Source organism: Sphingomonas suaedae, from assembly GCF_007833215.1.
Taxonomy (GTDB): Bacteria; Pseudomonadota; Alphaproteobacteria; order Sphingomonadales; family Sphingomonadaceae; genus Sphingomonas; species Sphingomonas suaedae.
On the sequence record NZ_CP042239.1, the window covers coordinates 365,165 to 385,047 of the forward strand.

A 19,883-nucleotide genomic window follows, 5' to 3' on the forward strand; every position below is an offset into this window, starting at 1 on the left:
CGTCCGGCCTTCTCAACCGTATATCGCGTAACTCGGCTATGCCGAGGCTGAATACGGGAGACGGCAGATGATCAACCTTATTATTCTTCTGGTCGTAGGCGGCGTGCTGGGCTGGCTTGCCAGCATCGTGATGCGCACCGACGCCCAACAGGGCATTTTCCTCAATATCGTGGTGGGCATTGTCGGCGCGCTGCTGGCAGGGCTGTTGATTACCCCGCTGATCGGCGGCGGCACCATTACCCAGGGTTCGTTCAGCGCGATGTCGCTGCTGATCTCGTTCCTCGGCGCGGTCGTGCTTCTGGCGATCGTGAACCTGGTTCGTCGCGGTTCGGTTCGCTGAAGACCGGCTGAGACCTTCTTTCCCAAGCCCTCACGGGGTGGCCCATGGCCGCCCCGTTTTTTTATGCGGCGGACAATTCGGGAATGGGAACGCCCAGAACAAGCGCGAGCGCGACGGCGCCAAACAGCACCGCCAGCGTGGACGACATCGAAAACAACCCCCAGCCGACCACCGTCACCATCGCGGGATTGGGTCGGGCGAGGCGGCGATTCTGTTCGGCCGCCATCAGGACAAAGGCCGACAACAGGCCATAGAGAAACACCGTGAATTCGATCATGTGCGACAATCCCGCCCCCAGGAAATCGCTGCAAATGCTAACCGTCAAAGGTTAACCATTCAACGCGTCCGGACAGGTATTTGCCGCAGTGCAGCGTGCATTCGTCGCAATCGCCGCGCCACTCGTGCAAGTTGAAAGTCGGTTCAGGTTCGCTTGACCGCGGGATGCCCTCGCGACTATCGCGCGGCCCAGGACCAGAGGAGAGAATCGCCGCGATGAAGAAACTCTATCCGAACGCCGAGGCGGCGCTGGACGGCCTGCTCCATGACGGCATGATGATCTGCGCGGGCGGCTTTGGGCTGTGCGGTATTCCCGAGCGGCTGATCGACGCGATCCAGGCGTCGGGGGTCAAGGATCTGACGATCGCCAGCAACAATGCCGGGATCGATGGCGAAGGGCTGGGCAAGCTGCTGCGCAGCCGCCAGGTGCGCAAGATGATCTCCTCCTATGTCGGTGAGAACAAGGAGTTCGAGCGGCAATATCTGGCGGGCGAGCTTGAGGTTGAATTCTGTCCCCAGGGCACGCTGGCCGAGCGCTGCCGCGCGGGCGGAGCCGGCATCCCCGGCTTCTACACCAAGACCGGCGTCGGCACGAAGGTGGCCGAGGGCAAGGAAGTGAAGGTCTTTGACGGGGAGGACTATATCCTCGAACGCGGGATCCGCGCCGACCTGTCGATCATCAAAGGGTGGAAGGCGGACGAGGCGGGCAATCTGATCTTCCGCAAGACCGCGCGCAATTTCAACCAGCCCATGGCGACCGCCAGCCATGTCTGCGTCGCCGAAGTCGAGGAAGTGGTGCCGGTCGGCAGCCTCGACCCCGACTGTATCCATCTGCCCGGCATCTATGTGAAGCGGATGATCGTCGGCGCTCCCTACGACAAGAAGATCGAGTTCCGCACCGTCCGTCCGCGCGCCGAGAGCAGCGCGGCGGCGTGATCCGGCTGCGCGCCATCGCGGCGCTGGCCACAGCGTCATTGCTGACGGGCGGCTGCGTCGCTGCGGCGATTCCGGTGCTGGCGGGGGGCGTGATCGCGCGTGGCGAACTGAGTGGGGACAACAAGGCGCCTGCGCAGCGCCGGCAAGAGCGGGGCGAGGCTCCGCTTGATGCGCCGCTCGCCACCGAACGGGCGCGGGAACGGATGCAGGCCGCCGATCCTGTGTCGGGGACCGATGCCCAATCAGGGCTGGCGACCGCGCAGGCACGCGAGCGGATGCGTATTGCCGAGGGTGCGGCCATCGTGCCGCTCGAGGGCGTCGGCGCGCCGGGCGGCCGGACTGTCCCCGATGGCGCAGCACCTCCCTTATCCGCCGGTGCGGGAGAGGCGGCAGCGTATAGTCTTCAGGCCTATCAGTCGCTTTGGACCTATGTCGAGGCGCAGGTGGCGGCACGGCGCGCGGGCACGGAGCCCCGCGCGGTGGTGCTGGCCGAAGGCGCGAGCCTCGATGCGCCGCGTTATGTGGCGTGTGGAACAAAGCCGCTCGCGATCGTCTTCGATCTGGATGAAAATGCCGAAGGCAGCGACCCGCAGGCGCGTTGGCGGCGCTGGAACGGGGACGGGCGCGATCTGGTTGCAGCCGTGCCGGGCGCGGTCGAAGGGATCGAAGCGGTGCGTCGCGAGGGCGTCCAGGCGATCTTCACCAGCGCCCGCGCGCGATCGGGCGCTGCGGGCGTATCCGCATTGCTTGCCCAGCTTGGCTTCGGCCAGACAGAAGCCGGCAAGACCCTGTTTCTGCGCGGCGGGGAGTCACCGATCCCGGGCGATCAGATGCGCCAGACCATCGCCGCCAGCTATTGCGTGATCGCGATCGTCGGCGACTCCCTCGGTGAGTTCAGCGACGCATTCGATGCCGAAGGCAATTCGGCCCGCCGTCCCACCGCAGCGACCGAGACCATGGTCGCGCCGCTTTGGGGCGCAGGCTGGTTCCTCCTCCCCAATCCGGTGCGCAGCACCGTCAACCCGTCTCAAGATACGCCCAAGGAGTGACAAGATGCCCCAGGACAGCATGGGCTGGACCCGCGACGAAATGGCCGCGCGCGCCGCGAAGGAACTGAAGGACGGCTTCTATGTCAATCTTGGCATCGGCATCCCGACATTGGTGGCGAACCACATTCCCGAGGGGGTGGAGGTGACGCTTCAATCGGAGAATGGAATGCTGGGCATCGGCCCGTTTCCATTTGAAGGCGAGGAGGACCCCGACCTCATCAACGCCGGCAAGCAGACGATCAGCGAACTGCCGCAATCGGTCTATTTCAGCAGCGCCGACAGCTTCGCGATGATCCGGGGCGGGCATATCGACCTGACCGTGCTGGGCGCGATGGAGGTTTCGCAGGATGGCGACATCGCCAACTGGATGATTCCGGGCAAGATGATCAAGGGGATGGGCGGCGCGATGGATCTGGTCGCTGGCGTCAAGAAGATCATCGTGGTGATGGAGCATAATGCCAAGGATGGCAGCCCGAAATTCATCCCCGAATGCTCGCTGCCGCTGACCGGCAAGAATGTGGTCGACATGATTATCACCGATCTGGCGGTGTTCCAGCGGCCCGACCACGTCTCGCCCTTCCGCCTGATCGAACTGGCGCCCGGCGTGACCGAGGAAGAGGTCGCGGCGAAGACCACGGCGCATTACGAGGTGGCTCTGGCGACGGCATGAGTTCCAGTTCCTCCCCTGCAGCGCAGGGGAGGGGGACCGCCCGCGGAGCGGGTGGTGGAGGGGCGGCCGCGCAGCCGGCCGTCAACAGCTCGGCAAAAATCCGCCCTCTACGGGGCGGCCCCTCCGTCAGCTTCGCTGCCACCTCCCCTGCGGGGCAGGGGAGGAATGTCAGGATCGCTGACGTGCTGCCTGGTGAAACAACCCGGCGGCAACGCACCACAGCGTGCCGAAGAAAAGGGTGACGCCGATCGGGAATCCCTGCCCGGTCGTCCAGATATACAGCATCACGCCGATCTGGACCGCAGCGGCGAGGGCCGACGCGACCGCCATGCCCCGTGCACGAAATCCGCTCAGCACCGATACTGCGACCGCGCTCAGCGGTACGAGGAAGAAGAGCGCGTTGATCGGGTTGTCCTCGCTCCCGACGAACCCGACGGCGAGGTTGATCCAGATCGTCAGAAAGCAGGCGGCCAGCACGATGCCCATGCCCGCGCGATAGGTCCAGGCCGGGCTGGCGCGCACGGTCAGCTCGACCGCAAGCCCCACGCTGCCGAGCATCAGGAAGGCGAACAGGAAGTCCCCGCCGCTCCAATCGACCTCATGCGTAAACTGCATCGCCACTGCCGGGAGCAGCAGCAACCCAAGGATCCCGCCCCATCCGATCAACCGCCACGGGTTGCGCCACATGCCGCCAGTCTTTGCTTGTTCAACCACTTGCTTGCCTCCATGAAGTGCCGATACCCGTCCCTGGCCCGGCCGGTGGGTGAGCGGCATGAGCAAGATCTGAGGCTTCGCTGAATTCGCCATGGACCCGATGATCTATCGCTTTGGGAGCTTCGAGCTCGACAGCACCGAGCGCCAGCTGCGCCGTGACGGCGCGGAGGTGGCGCTCAACGCGCGTTATCTCGACGCGCTGATCTTGCTGGTGCGTGAGCGCGGGCAATTGGTGACCAAGGACCGGTTCATGGACGCGGTGTGGCGCGGCATTCCGGTGACGGATGAGGCGCTGACCCAGTGCATCCGCACCTTGCGCCGCACGCTTGGCGATGAGGCAGGCGATCCGCGCTTCATCGCGACGGTACCGAAATTCGGGTATCGCTTTGTTGGTGCGATCGAGGGCGAGGCGACCGAGCAACCGCTTCCGCCCGCGCCGCAGCCGCTGCCGGCGCAGTCGCTGATGTGGCGGATGGGAACGACCGGGACTGCGGGCGCAGTTGCGGCCGGAGTGATTGGCGGGCTGACCTATGGCGTGCTCGGCGCGACGCTGGCGGTGCCGGCGCAAAGCGGGGCGCTGTCGTTCGTGCTGGTGCTGGCCTGCATCACCATCGCGCTGGCCGCGATTGGCGGAGGGGCGGTGGCGTTCGGCGTGGCGGCGGCGGTGCAGCGCGGCGGTGCCCGCTCACCAATGGCAATTGTCGGCGGCGCGCTGGCAGGGCTGATCGTCGGCGCGGTTTCCAAGCTGCTCGGCATCGACGCCTTTGCCCTGCTGCTCGGCCGTGCGCCCGAAGGGATTACCGGCGCGCCTGAGGGGTTGGCATTGGGGGCTGCGGTCGGGATGGCATTCTGGATCGCGGCGCGGCGCGCGGGAAGCACCAGGCGCCATGCCGGACTGGCCGGGTTGGTGCTGGGCGCGGCGGCGGGGCTGATCATCGCCTTGGCGGGCGGGCGGCTGCTGGCCGGAAGCATCGACGTACTCACCCGGACGATGGAGGGCGCGCGGCTCGACCTGGGCCATATCGGCCGGCTGCTGGGTGAAAGCGGCTTCGGCCTGCGCAGCCGCATCGTGACCAGCGTTGCCGAGGGTGCGCTGTTCGGCAGCTTCACGGCAGCGGGGTTGTGGCGCGGCGGCACCGCTTATCCGCAATCCGAGACACAAGATTAGGCGCTGACCATGCATGTTCTTCTGACCGGTTCGTCGGGCTGGCTCGGCCGCTTTGTCGCGCCGCTGCTGCGGGCCGAGGGCCATCACGTCACCGGCCTCGACGTCGCGCCCGGTGCCGATACCGATGTGATCGCGAGCGTCGCCGATCGCGCGGCGATCGACCGGGTGCTTGCCGAGCGGGGGATCGAGGCGGTGATCCATGGCGGGGCGCTGCACAAGCCCGACATCGTGCGCTATCCGAAAGAGGGGTTCGTCGACGTCAACGTCACCGGCACGCTCAACCTGCTCGAAGCGGCGGTCGCCGCTCGACATGACCGGTTCGTCTTCACCTCGACCACCTCGCTGATGATCAGCCAGGCAATCCGCGACGAGGCGGGGGATGCGGCGGTGTGGCTCGACGAGGACAGCGGGCCGATCGAACCACGCAACATCTATGGCGTCACCAAATATGCCGCCGAGCAGCTCTGCCGCCTGTTCCATGCCGAACATGGGCTGAGCTGCATCGTCCTGCGCACGGGGCGTTTCTTTCCCGAGGAAGATGATACGCACAGCCATCCACCGGGCGTCAATTTAAAGGCAAACGAGTTTCTCAACCGTCGCCTGACCGTGGAGGACTCCGCACGCGCGCATGTCGCGGCACTGGCCAAGGCACCAGCGATCGGGTTCGGGACCTATATCGTCTCCGCGCCCACCCCCTTCGCACGCGACGAGGCGGCGGAGCTGAAGCGCGATGCCGCCGCGGTGATCGCTCGGCATTTCCCGGATGCGCCCGCGCTCTATGCCGCGCGCGGTTGGGAACTGCCAACGCGGATCGGGCGGGTCTATGACAGCGGACGGATCCAGCGCGAGTTGGATTTTGCCTTCGACACCGGCTTCGCCCAACTGCTCGACACCCTTCGCTCAGGCGGCCCGCTCCCCTTCGCGCACGATCCCGCTTATGTGTCGCCGCAGGAGCGGGCGCGCCAGTCGGGTTGAACCATTGGGCGGCGGCGGCTAAACGCGCCGCACTCGCTGCATTGCAGCAATTCCGAGTTTGCTGCACCCAAGGAACCGCCCCGTGGCCGATGTTCACATGTCTTTTGCCTCTAACGTCCGCCGCGACTGGCTGACCAATCCGGGGCGGGAGATCGTGTCGGGGCTGGTGGTCGCGCTGGCGCTGATCCCGGAAGCGATCGGCTTTGCCCTGATCGCCGGGGTGGACCCGAGCGTCGGGCTGTACGCCAGCTTCTCGATCGCGGTGATCATCGCAATCACCGGCGGGCGGCCCGGTATGATCTCGGCGGCAACGGCGGCGGTGGCGGTGCTGGTCGGGCCGCTGGTGCGCGACCATGGCGTCGAATATCTGTTCGCGGCGACGATCCTGATGGGCGTGTTTCAGGGGATCGCCGCGCTGCTGCGGCTCGACCTGCTGATGCGGTTCGTGTCGCGCTCGGTCATCACCGGCTTCGTCAACGCGCTCGCGATCCTGATCTTCATGGCACAGCTGCCCCAGTTGACCGGGGTGGGCTGGGAGACCTATGCGATGGTCGCGGCGGGGCTGGCGATCATCTATCTGCTCCCGCGCCTGACCAGCGCCGTGCCGTCGCCGCTGGTAGCGATCGTGCTGCTCGCTGCGGTGACGATCGGCATGGGCATCGACGTCAATACGGTCGGCGAGATGGGCAGGCTGCCCGAGGCGCTGCCGATGTTCCACTGGCCGCAGGTGCCGCTGACCTGGGAAACGCTACGCATCATTGCGCCCTTCTCGCTGGCGATGGCCGCCGTCGGATTGCTCGAATCCCTCCTGACTGCGCAGATCGTCGACGACATGACCGAGACGCGCTCCGACAAGCGCCGGGAGACGCTGGGGCAGGGGATCGCCAATTTCTTCACCGGCATGATCGGCGGCATGGGCGGTTGCGCGATGATCGGCCAGTCGGTGATCAACGTGAAGTCGGGCGGGCGCCGCCGCCTGTCGACCTTCGCCGCGGGCATCCTGCTGCTGATCCTGATCGTCGTGCTCGGCCGGTGGGTGGCGCAGATCCCGATGCCGGCGCTGGTCGCGGTAATGATGTTCGTGTCGGTCAGCACCTTCCGCTGGCAGTCCTTTGCCGACCTGCGCGTCCACCCCTGGCAGTCGAGCGTCGTGATGCTCGCAACCGTCGTCATCGTCGTTTGGACCCACGATCTGTCGATGGGCGTGCTGGCAGGCGTGTTGCTGTCGGGCATCTTCTTTGCCGGCAAGGTGCGTCAGCTCGTCACCATCGAGACCGCGCTGAGCCCTGACGGGCGCAGCCGCAGCTACACGATCGGCGGACAGATTTTCTTCGCCTCGACGGATCGGATCATGGAATCGATCGCGTTTCGTGAAGAGGCGGTGGACTCGGTGACGATTGACCTGACCAAGGCGCATTTCTGGGATATTTCGGCGACCGGCGTGCTCGACAAGATCGTCCTGCGGTTGCGCGGCGAGGGCAAGGCGGTCGAGGTGATCGGCCTCAACGAAGCCAGCGCGACGCTGGTCGAGAAATATGGCGAGCATGACAAACCGTTCGTGTCGCTCGGCGTGGTGGGCCACTGAAGCAGGACTTCGCCTCAGAAAATGTCGCCTGCGCTTGCCCCTGCGTAACAAAGGCGTAAGGGGACGGCATCATGGCCAGCAAACTTCTTACGCTCTACGAAAAAATCTGGGCTTCGCACGTCGTTGAGCGGCGCCCGGACGGCACCTGCCTCATCTATATCGATCGCCACCTCGTCCATGAGGTGACCAGCCCGCAGGCGTTCGAGGCGCTGCGCATCAACGGCCGCGGGGTGCGGCGTCCCGACCTGACGCTCGCGGTGCCGGACCACAACCTCCCCACCACCGCACGGACCGATGCGGCGGGCCACCGCCTGCCGATCGCCGATCAGGAGAGTGCGCAGCAGCTTGCCGCGCTGGAGCGCAACGTCGCCGAATTCGGCATCGATTATTTCGGCGCGACCGCGCCGGAGCAGGGTATCGTCCATGTCGTGGGGCCGGAACAGGGCTTCACCCTGCCTGGCACGACGCTGGTCTGCGGCGACAGCCACACTTCGGCGCACGGCGCGCTTGGCGCTCTCGCCTTTGGCATCGGGACGAGCGAGGTCGAGCATGTGCTGGCGACGCAGACGTTGCTGCTCACCCAGTCGAAGACGATGGAGATCCGCGTCGATGGCACGCTCGGCTATGGCGTGTCGGCCAAGGACGTCATCCTGGCGATCATCGGCCGGATCGGCGCATCGGGGGGCACCGGCTATGTCATCGAATATACCGGCGAGGTGATTCGTGGCCTGTCGGTCGAGGGGCGGCTGACGATCAGCAATATGTCGATCGAGGGCGGCGCGCGCGCCGGCCTGATCGCGCCCGACGAGACCACCTACGCCTATCTGAAGGGCCGTCCGATGGCGCCGAAGGGGGCGGAGTGGGAGAAGGCGCTGGCCTGGTGGCGCTCGCTGCCGACCGATCCGGGTGCGCAGTACGATCGCGTGGTGACGTTGCAGGGCAGTCACATCGCCCCCTCGCTCACCTGGGGGACCAGCCCCGAGGATGTGGTGCCGATCACCGGCAGCGTGCCCGACCCCGACAGTTTCGAGGATCCGGCCAAGCGCGTCGCCGCACGCAAATCGCTCGACTATATGGGCCTCGCCCCCGGCACGCGGATGCAGGACATTGCGGTCGAGAATATCTTCATCGGCAGCTGCACCAACAGCCGGATCGAGGATCTGCGCGCCGCCGCCGCCGTGGTAAACGGGCGCAAGGTTGCGGACGGCGTGCGTCAGGCGCTGATCGTTCCCGGCTCCGGGCTGGTGAAGCGCCAGGCCGAGGCCGAGGGTCTGGATCGCATCTTCACGGCCGCCGGCTTCGAATGGCGTGAGCCGGGCTGCTCCATGTGTCTCGCGATGAACCCGGACAAAGTCCCGCCGGGCGAGAGATGTGCTTCCACTTCCAACAGAAATTTCGTAGGACGGCAGGGTCCGGGAGCGCGTACCCACCTCGTCTCGCCCGCAATGGCGGCGGCGGCGGCGGTGACTGGCAGGCTCACGGACGTTCGGGACCTGATGGGGGTCCAAACGGGGGGATGACCGGTGAAGCGCGTATTGGTGGCATTGATCGCAGGCACGATCCTGAGCGGCGCGGCGGCGGTCTATGCGACCGCGACCTTCTCGGTTGGCGAGGCGCAGGCGAGCGCTCAGGTCAGCCCGCCCGTGCGTTGAGCGCGCTGCTCGGCGAACCGTTACCAATCAAATGCGAGGGACGTGGCGGGCGGCGCGATGGCGCGGTCCGCAGCGTCGCGTTCGCTGTGCATCGCTGGAGTTGAGACGATGAAACCGGTCCGCAAGGTTGAAGGGCGCGCCTATCCCTGGGGCGCGAAGAATATCGACACCGACATCATCATCCCCGCCCATTGGCTCAAGACGATCAGCCGCGAAGGGCTGGGGCGCGGGGCGTTCGAGACGGTGCGGGCCGAGCCCGGTAATATCTTCGACGATCCTGCTTATGCCGGTTCTCCGATCCTGATCGCCGGGGAGAATTTCGGGTGCGGGTCGAGCCGCGAGCACGCCGCCTGGGCGCTCAAGGACATGGGCATCATTGCGGTGATTGCGCCCAGCTATTCGGATATTTTCGCGGGCAATGCGTTCAAGAACGGCATCGTCGCGGTGGTGCTGCCTCAGGAAGCGATCGACCGGCTGATCGAAGTCGCGAGGACCGATCAGGTCACGATTGACCTGGAGACAATGACCGTCACCACCCCGTTTCAGGACCGGTTCGCCTTCGAGATGGACCCGTTCCGCCGCGATTGCCTGATGCAGGGGCTGGACGAGGTCGGGCTGACACTGGCAAGGGATACCGTGATTTCGAAATTCGAATCGATGGTCGCCAAAGAGCGGCCCTGGATCGGTAAGGAGAGCGGTGATGCGGGCCTTGTTGTCGAAGGAAGTGGGCGGACCTGAAACTCTAACGCTCGACGAACTTCCCGATCCGGTTGCCAAGCCCGGCGAGGTGGTGGTCGCGATCAAGGCCTGTGCGATCAACTATCCCGACGTGCTCATCATCGAGGATAAATATCAGTTCAAGCCGCCCCGCCCCTTCGCGCCAGGCGGCGAGATTGCGGGCGTGGTGGAATCGGTAGGTGAGGGGGTCGATGACCTCAAGCCCGGCGACCGCGTGCTCGGCTCGACCGGCTGGAATGGCCTTGCCGAAAAGGCCGCGGTCGAGCGCCGCCGCCTCTATCGCCTGCCCGAGGGGAAGAGTTTCGAGCAGGGCGCATCGTTGTTGATGACCTATGGCACCAGCATCCATGCCTTGCTCGACCGCGGGCGTTTGAAGGCGGACGATACGCTGCTCGTGCTGGGCGCGGCGGGCGGGATCGGCCTGTCGGTGATCGAATTGGGCAAGGCGTTCGGCGCACGCGTCGTCGCGGCGGTGTCGAGCGAGGAGAAGGCGGCGGCTGCCAGGGCGGCGGGCGCCGACGAGACGCTCATCTATGGCCGGGCGCCGTTCGACAAGGACGCGTCCAAGGCGCTGGCGGAGCAGTTCAAGGCGGCGGTCGGCCCGAACGGCGCGAACGTGATCTACGACCCCGTCGGTGGCGACTATGCCGAGCCGGCGCTGCGCTCGATCGCCTGGGAGGGCCGCTATCTCGTCGTTGGCTTCCCGGCGGGCATTCCCAAGCTGCCGCTTAACCTGACCCTGCTCAAAAGCTGCGACGTGTGCGGAGTCTTCTGGGGTGCCTTCGCCGCGCGCGATCCCAAGGCGAACGCCGCGCATGTCGATCATCTCTTCCGCCTCTGGGAAGAGGGGGCGATCAGCCCGCATGTCAGCGAAGTGTTCGCATTCGAGGATGGCGGCAAGGCAATTGCCAAGCTCGGCGCACGCGGGGCGATCGGCAAACTGGTGGTGAAGGTGGCGGACTGATTGCCGCGCCGCTCAGGGCAGGGCTGAACGCTTCACCGGATATTCGTTGGCGATCGTCTCGGCCGCGCGACGGCGAACCTTGTCGGGTGCAGCGATCAGGCCGCGCTCGGTGAGTGGTCCGCCGGGGGCCCACATCGTCACATAGAGTTTCAGGAAATCCTCCAACTCGGGCATCGCCGCCAAATGCCGTTTCTTGACATAGAGATACAGGCTCCGCACCCCCGGATATTTGCCGTTGGCGATATCCTGATAGGTCGGCGTCACCCCGTCGATCGGGACGCCGTGCAATCGCGTGCGGTTCTTTTCGAGATAGGAAAAGCCGACCACGCCCACCGCGTTGCGGTTTGCGTACAGCCCCTCGACGATCAGGTCGTCGTCCTCGCCCTTTTCGATATAGGGGCCATCCTTGCGGATCGCGCGACAGGCGGCCTCGAACAGCGCCGGATCGGGGTTCGTCCTGAGTTCTTTGGCGGCCGGGTTTGCGGCGATGCATCCCGGTTCCAGGATCAGTTCGACAAAGGCGTCGCGCGTGCCGCTCGTCGATGGCGGCCCCAATAGGGTGATCGGCGTAGCGGGTAGCGCGGGGTTGACGTCGCTCCACATCTTCGCGGTGTTGGGCTTCCCCATCGGGTTCGCGGCGAGCGCCAGATAGATGTCCTTGCGGGTCAGCGTCAGCTTTGGCCCGTCATTGGATTCGGCAAGGGCGATGCCGTCGAGCCCGATCGGCACCTCGATGATTTCCTTCACCCCGTTCGTCTGGCACGTATCGAACTCGGTGGCCCGCATCCGCCGCGATGCGTTGACGATGTCGGGATATTTGGCGCCCACGCCCTCGCAAAAGCGGATCATGCCGCCGCCGGTGCCGGTCGATTCGATCACCGGTGTCCGGCGCCCGTCATCCTCCGCGACAAATGCCGTCGCAACGGCCTTGGTAAAGGGTAGCACCGTCGACGAGCCGACGACATGAATCGCGCGGAACGACGTTCCGTCGCACGATGCGAGCGCCAGTGCCGCGAATGCCAACAGACCAAACCGCCCCAGCATCGCCGATCCTCCCTATCCCAAAGCGCACAGGGGGAGCGCAACTCAGATGCGTCCACCGCCCGCCTTGTCGGGCAACAGCGTTACTCGCGTGTGACATGGCCAGGGGCCGGCTAAGCCGAGTTGTGGCCCGTCGGCGGCGCGAATGCCGCCGGGCGCATCGTTCGTTCGCCCGGCCTAGCTTCCCGCCCCGACCATGTCACGGCGACCGAGATGCACGAGCATCGCCCCCAGCGCCAATAGTCCGCCCAAGCCGCCCAGCGTCAGCGCGAGCGCCGACTTGGCCGGATCGGCGGCGAGGATGTTGGTCGCCATGAGCCAAGGGAAATACACGCCCTGCCGCGCACTCACCGCTACAATTGCGGCGAAGGTGCCGGCGATGCCGAAGACGAGCGGGGGTACGAAGCTGCGGAAGCGCAGCGCCACCCATAGCTGAAGGATCGCCACGAGGGTCGAGGCCAGCGCCATACGCACGAGTACAGACGCCGTGCCGACGGGGTCGGGCGTGCCCTTGAACGTGCCGGGCGTGATCGCGTCGACCGCGAGGCCCGACAGATGGAGCAGTACGAACAGCCACAGGGTCATGCCCCACAACAGCGTCAGCATCACCACGGCCTTGGCGAGAAACAGGTGAAGCCGTGCGCCGGGCAGCGCGAGCAGATGGTCCCAGGCGCGCGCGCCATGCTCCATCTGCGCGAGCAGCACGCTGAGCGCAGTGAGCGCCATCGGCAGCATCGCAAAGGCCCAGAAGGCCGAATTGCCGAGCGCGAACCCACGCCAGTCGCCGCCGCGATCAAGCGCGATCAGCGCACCGAGGACGGCGATACAAGCCGGCGCTGCGGCGCATAGCAGCAGGGCCAGCGAGCGGCGCAGTTTGAGGAACTCGACGGCAAGGAAGCGGGGGAACATGGCAATTTCTCCTCAGGCGGCCTTGGCGCGCAGGTCATGATAGACCTGTTCGAGCGGGCGCCGATGGCGGGCGAGATGGGTCAGGCGGGCGCCCCGCTGATGGAGCAGGGCGGCGATATCTGCGGGATCGGCGGCATCGACCACCAGAGCGCCGGGGAGGTCCGCGTGCGGGCACACCCCGAACCCGGCCTCGCCAAGGATCAGCGCGGCGCGGGCGCGATCCTCGGTCGCCACTTCGACGCCGCCCTGGCTGCCGAGCAATTCGGCGAGCGGCGCCTCGGCCAACAGTCGTCCGGCATGAAGCAGCCCGACATGCGTAGCGATCGCCTCGATCTCGCCGAGCAGATGGCTGGAGATGAGCAGGGTGACGTCGCCGCCTTCGGGCAGGCACTGGAGCAGCACGCGCATGTCGCGGATGCCGTCCGGGTCGAGGCCGTTGGTCGGTTCGTCGAGGATCAGCAGCTTCGGGCTGCCGAGCAGCGCCCGTGCGATGCCGAGCCGTTGACGCATTCCGAGTGAGAATCCGCCCGTGCGGCGCTTCGCCACATCGCGCAGATCGACCAGTTCGAGTACCCGGTCGACTTCGCGTCGCGGCAAATCAAGAATGCGACGGGTGAGGTCGAGATTCTCGGCGCCGGTCAGGTGATCGTAGAGCGCGGGCGATTCCACCAGCGCGCCGATTCGCCGCGCCTTCCCGTGGCGCATGGCTTCGCCGAACACGCGGATTTCGCCGACATGCGCACGCAGCACGCCAAGCACCATGCGGATCGTGGTCGTCTTGCCAGTGCCGTTGGCGCCCAGAAAGCCGTAGATCGCCCGACGTGGCACGCGCATCGACAGATTGTCGATGACGGCGCGGCCGCCGAGCCGCCGACCCAGGCCTTTGATTTCCAGTGCTGCTTGCATCAGAAGGGCTCCTTGATTTATGTCTAACTTAAATCGATGCGCCGAAAATTTAAGTCAAGGTTAAATTTATGTCTCCGAACATGACCCTCGAAACGCTGCGCGCACGGGCGCGCCTGCTGATGTGGCTGGTGACATTGCCCTTCGCGATGCTGGCGCTCGCAGTGGCGGTGCTGGCGGTCGCCTTGCTCTGGAACGGGCTGGGCCGGAGCACGGGGATGATGATTATCTTCTACGTTCCGATGTTCATCTACATCTGGGCGATCTGGATGGTGCGGCAGGCGCTCAAGGCGATCGCGGGCGGCGCCTTGTTCGGGCAGGTCGTGCCGCGGCTGTTGTTCCGGGTCGGGTCGGCCTTGTTCGTCGGCGCGCTGTTCAACGTGTTTGGCGTGCCGTTGCTGACGCGGTTGCTCTACGAGCGTGGTGCGTATCTGGCATTTGACGGCGCTGCGATCACGCTCGGGGTCGTGGGGGCCACGCTGGTCTTGCTGTCGCAATTGCTGGCGCAGGCCGCGTCGATGCGTGACGAACTGAACGAGTTCTTCTGATGCCGGTGAAAGTCACCCTCGACGCCGCACTGAGTGCGCGCGGCATCACCGGCAAGGAACTCGCCCGCCGCATCGGAGTGAGCGAGACGCAGCTTTCGCTCTTCCGTTCCGGGAAAGTGCGCGGGGTGCGGTTCTCGACGCTCGCGCGGATGTGCGCGGCGCTGGACTGTGCGCCGGGGGAGTTGCTCGATTATCTCTACGACCCGTCCGACCTGGAGGCACCGGACGAGGCAGAGGAGGGGTAACAGCCGCGCGCGCCGGCGGCCCCGGCAAGAGATCAGCCCTTGGGCGCCTGCCGCCGCGCCATGAAGGCCAGCCGCTCGAACAGCATCACATCCTGTTCGTTCTTGAGCAGCGCGCCGTGGAGCGGGGGGATTGCCTTGCTGGGGTCGCGCGATTGCAGCACGTCGAGCGGCATGTCCTCGTGCAGCAGCAGTTTCAGCCAGTCGAGCAGCTCGCTGGTGCTCGGCTTTTTCTTCAGGCCAGGCACCTCGCGGATGTCGTAGAAGATATCCATCGCCTTGCTCACCAGCATCTTCTGGATGCCGGGGAAATGGACGTCGATGATCGCCTGCATGGTGCCGCGATCGGGGAATTTGATATAGTGGAAGAAACAGCGGCGCAGGAATGCGTCGGGCAATTCCTTTTCGTTGTTCGAGGTGATGACAACGATCGGGCGTTCGGCGGCGCGGACCGTCTCGCCGGTCTCGTAGACGTGGAATTCCATGCGATCGAGCTCGTGGAGCAGGTCGTTGGGGAATTCGATGTCGGCCTTGTCGATCTCGTCGATCAGCAGCACGGGGAGCTGGGGCGAAGTGAAGGCCTCCCACAGCTTGCCCTTGCGGATATAGTTTGAAATCTCATGCACGCGCGGATCGCCGAGCTGGCCGTCGCGCAGTCGGGCGACCGCGTCATATTCATACAGGCCCTGATGCGCCTTGGTCGTCGATTTGACGTTCCATTCGATCAGCGGCGCGCCGACCGCCTTCGCGATTTCATAGGCAAGGACGGTCTTGCCCGTTCCCGGCTCGCCCTTGACCAGCAGCGGGCGGCGCAGCGTCACGGCGGCGTTGACCGCGACCTTCAGATCGTCGGTTGCGACATAATCCTGCGTGCCTTCGAAGCGCATTCCCGTCCCCGTGAAATTGGAAGATCGGGTATGGCCTAGCGGGGGAAGGGGGCGTGGCGCAAGCGGGAGTTAGTGGTTTTCGCGGGCCGAGGCGCGGGCGTCGAGCAGATCGAACAGGCCGCGATGCTGGGCCAGCATCTGCTGCGCGCCGAACATCATCGCCCGCTCGATCGGCAGCGAGGCGGCGAGCGCGTCGATCACCGTCGCCGTCTCGAACGCCGGAGGCAATTGGCAGGGTGTCGGGTCGATGCCGAGCCGCTCCGCCGCGATATCGAGCATGTGGCGGATCGCAGGCCAGTCGAGCGCGAGCGCGATCGCGGTGCCGTCGGCGCAGCCGGTGCGGTCCGACTGGGCGAGCATGTCGAGCGCATGGCGTTGCGCGGTGAGGCACGCTTCCGACGCGGCCTGACCCGGCGTGCTGGGCAGCGGCCCCGCTGCGGCGACGATGCGGACCAGATAGGCGCGTTCGGCGGCGAAGCCCTGGACCGCTTCGGCCAGCCAGGCAGCGGTGGCGGGTTGGCGCGAGTGATCCGCCGCGAGCTCGAAAATATCGGGATGACGCGCGTGCAGGATACAGATCTGGTGCGCGAAATCGGAAAGGTCGCGCATCAGCGCAACGCCCTGGCTCAGTCGGGCGAGATAGGGGTGCACCGCACTGCCATCGGCAGACACGAGCGCGGTCAGCGTGCCCGATGCACCGCTCAGCCCTGCTGTCCGTACCGTTTCGAGCGCCATAGGTCCCCACAAAGCAACAGCGCCGGACCATCCGGCGTCTTGGGGTCTGCTTTGCCCGGCAGGTCTATACCGAAGCGCGTAAAGACCTGGTTGATCGCGCGTTAAGTGAGTTTTCGGAATTGGCGGGATCCCGCGACGTGGAAAGGGGGCGACGCGCAAGGGCGCCGACCCCGTTTCCCGTCTGCGCTGGATCAGCGACGTGCGGGGGGCGCAGCCGCTGCGGCGTCGTCGGGCAGGCCGCCCAGTTCGTACACCAGCTTGGTATAGGCATCGAGATAGGCGAGCACGATCACCTGACCGATATCGGTATTCTGATAGCCGCTGCCGCCCGCTGCAGCGAACCCGCCCCACCAGCCGCCACCGCCGCCGCCGCCAAAGCCGATATCGGTCTTGCGGGCATAGCCCTCGGTCAGTGCCTTTTCCTCGGTCGTGCGCGCATCGACGATCGACAGGGTGACGTTGGCCTCTTTCTTCTTGACGTTGATGCTGCCCGCGATGGCGCCGAGACCGCCCAGGCGACGGCCGAACAGTCCGGCGACGGCACCAAGGCCGCCGCCCCCCGAATCCTGGTTGCCTGAAACGATATCGGGCTGAAGGAAATAGTCAGCGGTGCGGACCTGGCCCTTGCCGATATTCTGGCCGCCCTGCATCTCGCCCTGTTCCTGCAGCGCGCGCTCCATCGCGCGGCTCTGCATCGCGCGACCGCGATTGACGATGGTGAAACAGCCCGACTGCTGGATGAAGACCTTCAGGATCGCTTCGGGGCTGCCCAGCTTGAGCTCGCGCCACCATTGATTGTCCGGTTCGACGATCGCGACAGTGCCCAGATTGCGGGTGCAGCGCGGAATCTCGCGCTGGCCGCGCTCCTGATCGCGGCGGCCCGACGATGCGCCCTTGGTGGTGCCGTCCTTATAGGTCTTGCCCGACGAGCTGGTCGCGGTCTGGGCCGATGCGGCGATCGGCCCGGCGGCCATCGAGACCAGAGCCGTTGCGGCGATGAGATTGCGGACGACACGCATGAAATAATCCTCCCTTGCAGGGGCGTTCTACCCCGAAAAGCTGGCGGCGACGGTGCCGTGCGGCATGGTCGCATACAACTGATACGCTCTGACAATGAGGGTACCCCTCCGGGGCTAGGTCATACCGCAACCGTTCCGAACGTGCATCGGAAAAAGGCAGGCGAGGGTCCCGGTTATGGGGATGAGGGGGCGATCGTCGCGTGCGTCGTCCTGCCGCCCTCGATCGTCCAGATATCGCCGAAATCCTCATGCGCGAGATCGGCGGGCCGCGTGCCGCCCAGTTGCGCGACGATGTCCGGTACGGTGTTGCTGTGCCCCACGATCAGCACCGGACAGGCCGATGCCCTGGCGCGGGCCACCACGCCCGGCGTGTCGCGCGGATCATAGGTCTGCACCGCGATGCTGCGACCTGCCGCCAGCGGCGCTGCGGTCTGGCGCGTGCGCTTGTAATCGCTGACCAGAATCGCGCACAGCCGCTTCCCCCGAAACCAGCGCCCCAGCGCCTCCGCGCGCGCTACGCCCTGCGGCAACAGGTCCGGGTCCTTCTCCCCGGCAGGCGTATCGAAATGCCGGACGACATGGATGGTTTGCGGAGCCGTGCCAGCCAGCGCGGGGCCGGCGAGGCAGGCGAGGGCGAGGATCAGGCGACGCATCCCGCTACACTGATCCTACGGGGCATCTTCCGCAACCCCGCCACCCCTGCTAACGCGCGCGGTCTATGGCAACCGACCTTTCCCGTATCCGCAATTTTTCGATCATCGCGCATATCGACCATGGCAAGTCGACGCTGGCCGATCGGCTGATCCAGCGCACCGGCGGGCTTACCGCGCGCGAGATGAGCGAGCAGGTGCTCGACAATATGGAGATCGAAAAGGAGCGCGGCATCACCATCAAGGCGCAGACCGTGCGCCTCGACTGGAAGGGGCCGGACGGGCTCGATTACGTCCTCAACCTGATGGACACGCCGGGGCATGTCGATTTCGCCTATGAGGTGAGCCGGAGCCTGGCGGCGTGCGAGGGCGCGCTGCTGGTGGTGGATGCCGCGCAGGGGGTCGAGGCGCAGACCCTCGCCAATGTCTATCAGTCGATCGAGCACGACCATGAGATCGTGCCGGTGATCAACAAGATCGATCTGCCCAGCGCCGAACCCGAAAAGGTGCGCAACGAGATTGAGGAGGTGATCGGCATCGACGCATCGGGCGCGGTGCTCGCCTCGGCCAAGTCGGGCATTGGCATCGACGAGATCCTGAACGCAGTGGTGGAGCGCATCCCGGCGCCAAAGGGTAATCCGGATGCCCCGCTCAAGGCAATGCTGGTCGACAGCTGGTACGACCCCTATCTGGGCGTCGTCATCCTCGTCCGCGTGATCGACGGCACGCTGAAAAAGGGCCAGCAGGTCAAGTTCATGCAGAGCGGCACCACGCATCTGGTGGACCGCGTCGGCTGTTTCCGGCCGAAGATCGAACAGCTTGCGGACCTTGGCCCCGGCGAGATCGGCTTCATCACCGCTCAGATCAAGGAAGTGGCGCAGGCGCGCGTCGGCGACACGCTGACCGATGCGAAGAAGCCCGCAGTCGAAGCATTGCCAGGCTTCAAGGAAGTCCAGCCAGTGGTGTTCTGCGGCCTGTTCCCGGTCGATGCCAATGATTTCGAGAAATTGCGCGAAAGCATCAGCAAGCTGCGGCTGAACGATGCCAGCTTCAGCTTCGAGATGGAGACATCGGCGGCGCTCGGTTTCGGCTTCCGTTGTGGGTTCCTCGGCCTGCTGCACCTGGAGATCATCCAGGAACGGCTGATGCGCGAGTACGACCTCGACCTGATCACTACCGCGCCGTCGGTGGTGTACCAGATCGAGCTGACGCATGGCGGCGGGCATATCGAACTGCACAATCCCGCCGACATGCCCGAGCCGAACAAGATCGAGAGCATCGCCGAACCGTGGATTCAGGCGGTGATCTATGTCCCCGACGAATATCTCGGATCGATCCTGAAACTGTGCCAGGACCGGCGCGGGATCCAGAAGAACCTGACCTATGTCGGCGGGCGCGCGCAGGTGACCTATGAACTGCCGCTCAATGAGGTGGTGTTCGATTTTTACGATCGGCTGAAATCGCTCTCCAAGGGCTATGCCAGCTTCGATTATGAACAGATCGGCTATCGCGAGGGCGATCTGGTCAAGATGGGCATCCTCGTCAACGAAGAGCCGGTCGATGCGCTGAGCATGATCGTCCACCGCGCCACTGCGGAAGTGCGCGGCCGCGGCATGGTCGAGCGATTGAAGGAACTGATCCCGCGCCATCTGTTCAAAATCCCGATCCAGGCGGCGATCGGCGGCAAGGTGATCGCGCGCGAGACGATCAGCGCGATGCGCAAGGACGTGACCGCCAAATGCTATGGCGGCGACGCAACGCGCAAGCGCAAGCTGCTGGACAAGCAGAAAAAGGGCAAGGCGAAGATGCGCGAGTACGGTTCGGTCAGCATCCCGCAGGAAGCGTTCATCGCTGCGCTGCGGATGGGCGAGGAATAGGAAAA

General features: G+C 65.5%; 23 protein-coding genes. 14 read left to right on the plus strand and 9 right to left on the minus strand.

What is annotated here, in order from left to right:
- Positions 1 to 67: 67 nt before the first annotated feature.
- Complete coding sequence (locus tag FPZ54_RS01805; protein WP_422396555.1) at positions 68 to 340, plus strand: GlsB/YeaQ/YmgE family stress response membrane protein; 273 nt, start codon at positions 68 to 70, stop codon at positions 338 to 340.
- Positions 341 to 401: 61 nt separating this feature from the next.
- Here the strand turns inward: FPZ54_RS01805 and FPZ54_RS01810 are convergent, their stop codons facing one another.
- The gene (locus FPZ54_RS01810; protein WP_145844538.1) at positions 402 to 617 is read right to left on the minus strand and encodes a hypothetical protein; all 216 of its coding nucleotides are present in this window, start codon (positions 615 to 617) and stop codon (positions 402 to 404) included.
- 215 nt (positions 618 to 832) lie between these two features.
- Between FPZ54_RS01810 and FPZ54_RS01815 the strand changes: the two genes are divergently transcribed.
- Genes FPZ54_RS01815 through FPZ54_RS01825 form a run of 3 tightly spaced genes read left to right on the plus strand, consistent with a single transcriptional unit; the run spans position 833 to position 3,271 of the window.
- Positions 833 to 1,552, plus strand: a complete 720-nt coding sequence (locus FPZ54_RS01815) for a CoA transferase subunit A (RefSeq protein WP_145844540.1) — start codon at positions 833 to 835, stop codon at positions 1,550 to 1,552.
- The gene (locus tag FPZ54_RS01820) at positions 1,549 to 2,601 is read left to right on the plus strand and encodes an HAD family acid phosphatase (RefSeq protein ID WP_145844542.1); all 1,053 of its coding nucleotides are present in this window, start codon (positions 1,549 to 1,551) and stop codon (positions 2,599 to 2,601) included. Before FPZ54_RS01815 ends, FPZ54_RS01820 begins: the two co-directional genes overlap by 4 nt.
- A 19-nt stretch (positions 2,602 to 2,620) precedes the next feature.
- A complete protein-coding gene (locus FPZ54_RS01825) occupies positions 2,621 to 3,271 on the plus strand; it encodes a CoA transferase subunit B (protein WP_145849519.1) in 651 nt (216 codons plus the stop codon).
- A gap of 168 nt (positions 3,272 to 3,439) precedes the next feature.
- Here FPZ54_RS01825 and FPZ54_RS01830 read toward each other — a convergent pair whose 3' ends face one another.
- Positions 3,440 to 3,985: a hypothetical protein gene (locus FPZ54_RS01830; RefSeq protein ID WP_145844543.1), complete on the minus strand. Its 546-nt coding sequence runs from the start codon at positions 3,983 to 3,985 to the stop codon at positions 3,440 to 3,442.
- Positions 3,986 to 4,076: 91 nt separating this feature from the next.
- On the opposite strand from FPZ54_RS01830, the gene FPZ54_RS01835 reads away from it, so the two are divergent.
- The 7 genes from FPZ54_RS01835 (at position 4,077) to FPZ54_RS01860 (ending at position 11,067) form a co-directional block, all read left to right on the plus strand.
- Complete coding sequence (locus tag FPZ54_RS01835) at positions 4,077 to 5,153, plus strand: winged helix-turn-helix domain-containing protein (RefSeq protein WP_145844544.1); 1,077 nt, start codon at positions 4,077 to 4,079, stop codon at positions 5,151 to 5,153.
- Between the two features lie 9 nt (positions 5,154 to 5,162).
- Positions 5,163 to 6,128: an NAD-dependent epimerase/dehydratase family protein gene (locus FPZ54_RS01840; protein ID WP_145844546.1), complete on the plus strand. Its 966-nt coding sequence runs from the start codon at positions 5,163 to 5,165 to the stop codon at positions 6,126 to 6,128.
- 97 nt (positions 6,129 to 6,225) lie between these two features.
- Complete coding sequence (locus FPZ54_RS01845) at positions 6,226 to 7,713, plus strand: SulP family inorganic anion transporter (protein WP_145844548.1); 1,488 nt, start codon at positions 6,226 to 6,228, stop codon at positions 7,711 to 7,713.
- 71 nt (positions 7,714 to 7,784) lie between these two features.
- Positions 7,785 to 9,233 carry a 3-isopropylmalate dehydratase large subunit gene (gene leuC / locus FPZ54_RS01850; protein WP_145844550.1) on the plus strand — a complete coding sequence of 483 codons (1,449 nt, stop codon included), beginning with the start codon at positions 7,785 to 7,787 and terminating at the stop codon, positions 9,231 to 9,233.
- Between the two features lie 3 nt (positions 9,234 to 9,236).
- A complete protein-coding gene (locus FPZ54_RS20300) occupies positions 9,237 to 9,365 on the plus strand; it encodes a hypothetical protein (RefSeq protein ID WP_277872309.1) in 129 nt (42 codons plus the stop codon).
- A 108-nt stretch (positions 9,366 to 9,473) separates the two neighbouring features.
- The gene (gene leuD / locus FPZ54_RS01855) at positions 9,474 to 10,103 is read left to right on the plus strand and encodes a 3-isopropylmalate dehydratase small subunit (RefSeq protein WP_145844552.1); all 630 of its coding nucleotides are present in this window, start codon (positions 9,474 to 9,476) and stop codon (positions 10,101 to 10,103) included.
- On the plus strand, positions 10,066 to 11,067 hold the full coding sequence (locus FPZ54_RS01860; protein WP_186456874.1) for an NADPH:quinone oxidoreductase family protein: 1,002 nt from the start codon (positions 10,066 to 10,068) through the stop codon (positions 11,065 to 11,067). Before leuD ends, FPZ54_RS01860 begins: the two co-directional genes overlap by 38 nt.
- Before the next feature lie 12 nt (positions 11,068 to 11,079).
- On the opposite strand, the gene FPZ54_RS01865 is transcribed toward FPZ54_RS01860, so the two are convergent.
- The 3 genes from FPZ54_RS01865 to FPZ54_RS01875 all read right to left on the minus strand — a co-directional run bounded on the left by FPZ54_RS01865 (position 11,080) and on the right by FPZ54_RS01875 (position 13,923).
- On the minus strand, positions 11,080 to 12,111 hold the full coding sequence (locus FPZ54_RS01865) for a substrate-binding domain-containing protein (RefSeq protein ID WP_145844554.1): 1,032 nt from the start codon (positions 12,109 to 12,111) through the stop codon (positions 11,080 to 11,082).
- 174 nt (positions 12,112 to 12,285) lie between these two features.
- Entirely contained in the window at positions 12,286 to 13,017 is a 732-nt protein-coding gene (locus FPZ54_RS01870; protein ID WP_145844555.1) for an ABC transporter permease, read from the minus strand.
- Between the two features lie 12 nt (positions 13,018 to 13,029).
- Positions 13,030 to 13,923, minus strand: coding sequence for an ATP-binding cassette domain-containing protein (locus FPZ54_RS01875; protein WP_222428339.1), 894 nt, complete (start codon positions 13,921 to 13,923; stop codon positions 13,030 to 13,032).
- 68 nt (positions 13,924 to 13,991) lie between these two features.
- Between FPZ54_RS01875 and FPZ54_RS01880 the strand changes: the two genes are divergently transcribed.
- A complete protein-coding gene (locus FPZ54_RS01880) occupies positions 13,992 to 14,468 on the plus strand; it encodes a DUF2975 domain-containing protein (protein ID WP_145844556.1) in 477 nt (158 codons plus the stop codon).
- Positions 14,468 to 14,713 (plus strand): helix-turn-helix domain-containing protein, encoded by a 246-nt coding sequence (locus tag FPZ54_RS01885; protein ID WP_145844557.1) that lies wholly within the window; start codon positions 14,468 to 14,470, stop codon positions 14,711 to 14,713. The genes FPZ54_RS01880 and FPZ54_RS01885 overlap by 1 nt, the downstream gene beginning before the upstream one ends.
- Positions 14,714 to 14,745: 32 nt before the next feature.
- Here FPZ54_RS01885 and FPZ54_RS01890 read toward each other — a convergent pair whose 3' ends face one another.
- The 4 genes from FPZ54_RS01890 to FPZ54_RS01905 all read right to left on the minus strand — a co-directional run bounded on the left by FPZ54_RS01890 (position 14,746) and on the right by FPZ54_RS01905 (position 18,004).
- Positions 14,746 to 15,597, minus strand: a complete 852-nt coding sequence (locus FPZ54_RS01890; protein ID WP_145844559.1) for an AAA family ATPase — start codon at positions 15,595 to 15,597, stop codon at positions 14,746 to 14,748.
- 69 nt (positions 15,598 to 15,666) lie between these two features.
- Complete coding sequence (locus FPZ54_RS01895; RefSeq protein WP_145844560.1) at positions 15,667 to 16,332, minus strand: DUF6975 family protein; 666 nt, start codon at positions 16,330 to 16,332, stop codon at positions 15,667 to 15,669.
- Positions 16,333 to 16,523: 191 nt separating this feature from the next.
- Entirely contained in the window at positions 16,524 to 17,351 is an 828-nt protein-coding gene (locus FPZ54_RS01900; RefSeq protein WP_145844562.1) for a CsgG/HfaB family protein, read from the minus strand.
- A gap of 173 nt (positions 17,352 to 17,524) precedes the next feature.
- A complete protein-coding gene (locus tag FPZ54_RS01905) occupies positions 17,525 to 18,004 on the minus strand; it encodes a phosphoglycerate mutase family protein (protein ID WP_145844563.1) in 480 nt (159 codons plus the stop codon).
- A gap of 65 nt (positions 18,005 to 18,069) precedes the next feature.
- Here FPZ54_RS01905 and lepA point away from each other — a divergent pair, with 65 nt between their 5' ends.
- Complete coding sequence (lepA, locus tag FPZ54_RS01910) at positions 18,070 to 19,878, plus strand: translation elongation factor 4 (protein WP_145844564.1); 1,809 nt, start codon at positions 18,070 to 18,072, stop codon at positions 19,876 to 19,878.
- Positions 19,879 to 19,883 lie beyond the last annotated feature (5 nt).